Source organism: Mycobacterium sp. (assembly GCF_049280035.1).
Classification (GTDB): domain Bacteria; phylum Actinomycetota; class Actinomycetes; order Mycobacteriales; family Mycobacteriaceae; genus Mycobacterium.
In genome coordinates, this window is the sequence record NZ_JBAPPI010000352.1 from 1 (window position 1) to 2502 (window position 2502).

Annotated in this window: 3 protein-coding genes and 1 pseudogene; 3 read left to right on the forward strand and 1 reads right to left on the reverse strand. The window is 67.2% G+C overall.

The window, feature by feature from the left end; genetic code table 11:
- Together WAN71_RS11840 and WAN71_RS11845 are read left to right on the forward strand one after the other, a co-directional pair.
- Positions 1-816, forward strand: a pseudogene (locus WAN71_RS11840) (2-succinyl-5-enolpyruvyl-6-hydroxy-3-cyclohexene-1-carboxylic-acid synthase); the annotation flags it as partial.
- 35 nt (positions 817-851) lie between these two features.
- On the forward strand, positions 852-1373 hold the full coding sequence (locus WAN71_RS11845; protein ID WP_422225513.1) for a DUF3592 domain-containing protein: 522 nt from the start codon (positions 852-854) through the stop codon (positions 1371-1373).
- Here WAN71_RS11845 and WAN71_RS11850 read toward each other — a convergent pair.
- Positions 1337-1969, reverse strand: a complete 633-nt coding sequence (locus WAN71_RS11850; protein ID WP_422225511.1) for a DsbA family protein — start codon at positions 1967-1969, stop codon at positions 1337-1339. The genes WAN71_RS11845 and WAN71_RS11850 overlap by 37 nt on opposite strands.
- A gap of 84 nt (positions 1970-2053) precedes the next feature.
- Here WAN71_RS11850 and WAN71_RS11855 point away from each other — a divergent pair.
- On the forward strand, positions 2054-2502 hold a 449-nt coding region (locus WAN71_RS11855), incomplete at its 3' end, for a glycosyltransferase (protein ID WP_422225512.1).

The following is a 2502-nucleotide window of genomic DNA, read 5'->3' on the forward strand; positions in this document are numbered from 1 at the left end:
ACCCTGCACCGACCGGTCGCGGCGCTGCTGGCCGACCCGTCGGTGCCGGTCTCCGCGCTGACCACCGGCCCGCGCTGGCCCGATGTGTCGGGTAACTCCCAGGCCACCGGCACCCGGGCGGTCACCGCCGGAGAGCCCAATCCGGCCTGGTTGCGCCGCTGCGCCGAGCTCAACCGGCAGGCGATCACCGCCGTGCGCGGCCAGCTGAAGGCCCACCCGCTGACCACCGGCCTGCACGTGGCCGCCGCCGTCGCCGATGCGCTGCGCCCCGGTGACCAACTCGTGCTGGGTGCGTCCAACCCGGTGCGGGACGCCGCGCTGGTGGGCCTCGGGTCCGCGGAGCACCGCGGAGAGATCACAGTGCGCTCCAACCGCGGGGTCGCCGGCATCGACGGCACGGTGTCCACCGCGATCGGGGCGGCCTTGGCTCACGACCAGACGGGCGGCCGCACGATAGCGCTGATCGGCGATCTGACCTTCGTGCACGACAGCTCCGGGTTGCTGATCGGGCCGACCGAGCCGGTACCGGCCGACCTGACCATCGTGGTGTCCAACGACAACGGCGGCGGCATCTTCGAACTGCTCGAGCAGGGCGACCCGCGGTTTTCTGACGTGTCCTCCCGGGTGTTCGGCACCCCGCACGACGTCGACGTCGGCGCGCTGTGTCGCGCCTACCACGTCGACAGCCGGCAAATCGAGGTCGATGAGCTCGGCCCCGCGCTGGACGAAACCGGTGCCGGCATGCGGGTGCTCGAGGTCAAGGCCGACCGGTCTTCGCTGCGGCAGCTGCACGCCGCCATCAAGGCCGCATTGTGAAGGCCCCTGCCAGGGCCGCAGATGCTTCTGGGGCCCTGGCAGCGCTGAAATCATTGGCGCGCATCCTGATCCACGGTCGTAACGGCGAGCTGCCCGATACTCGAGGCCATCGCGTCGTGCGCTGGGCACGGATCGGGGTGCTGATTTTGGCCGGGCTGGTCACACTGCAGTCGTTGCTGCTGGTGGCCGGTGCCGTGCGCAATGACATTGCCATCCAACGCAATATGGGAGTAGCGGAGGCCGAGGTGCTCAGCGCGAGCCCGCGGCGCTCCACCATCGAGTTCGTCACGCCGGACCGGGTCACCTACCGCCCAGAGCTCGGTGTGCTGTATCCGTCCGAATTGGCAACGGGAATGCGGATTTACGTCGAATACGACAAACTCAACCCCAACCTGGTGCGCGTGCAACATCGCAACGCCAAACTGGCCATCATCCCGGCCGGATCGATCGCGGTGGTCGGCTGGCTGGCCGCCGCGGGCGCGCTTGGGGGTCTGGCGTTGGTGGACAAACGGCTGGACCGTCAGCTGGACAAGTCGTCCAGCCAACCCGGGTCTTGAATGTCGACGAGCCTGTTCGCCTTGAGGTCGTATACGGTTGGGGTGCCTGGGTTTGCCGGGTTTACCTGAGCGAGTCGTGCTCTGTTGGCGTCGTTGAGCGCGGCGGTATCGACCGCATACTCGCCGGCAGCGATCCGGTCAGCCACCACCTCGGGTATCCCGCTTTCGCGGGCCATCGCCGCAATGTCGTTGTTGTTCGGGCCGTCTTGACTTTGGTGGCGGTAGAGGTCTTGCACGAAAGCCTGATACGCCGTCGGCGAGGTCGACGGGTCGGCCGCCAAAAACAGCGAATTGGTGACCCGGGCGGAAACGTCGTTGTGATGTTTGTCATCAAGGAAGGTCAGCCATCGATACGTGACCGCGAGCCGGCCGCTGGCCAGATCGCCGGCAATCCGGTCGCCGGATGTCGACTCCAACTCCGCGCAGTGCGGGCATTGCGGTTCGCAGAAGATCTCCAACTGCACTGGAGCATCGCCGGACCCGGCCATCACCGCGTTGCCGTCTGCAGTGCGCGGCACGTCGGCGTGCGCGGTGCCTGTGCTGAACATCACCATCCACAGCGCCGTCGCCACCCATACCCGCAGGCAGAGCCGCATTGTCCAACCCCCTTTGCATCAGAGTTCGCATGACGTATGCCCGTCGGTAACCATATCGACAGGCGACGCTGCCACCGTGATGGTGTGCGCGTAGCGATTGTCGCTGAGTCATTTCTCCCGCACGTCAACGGCGTCAGCAACTCGGTGGTTCGGATACTCGAGCATCTGCGCCGCACCGGCCATGAAGCCCTTGTCATAGCACCCGATACGCCGCCCGGACAGCCGCCGGCCGATCGGATCCACGACGGTATCCGGGTGCACCGGACGCCATCGCGGATGTTTCCGAAGGTGACGACGCTGCCACTCGGGGTGCCCACACCCCGGCTGACCAAAGTGCTGCGCGGATTCGATCCTGACGTAGTGCATTTGGCATCGCCGGCGCTGCTCGGCTGGGGCGGTGTGCGGGCGGCGCGTCGTCTCGGGGTGCCGGCGGTCGCGGTATATCAAACCGACGTACCGGGTTTCGCGGAGAGCTATGGGATCGGGATCACCGCGCGGGCGGCGTGGGCGTGGTTCCGCCACCTGCACGGCCT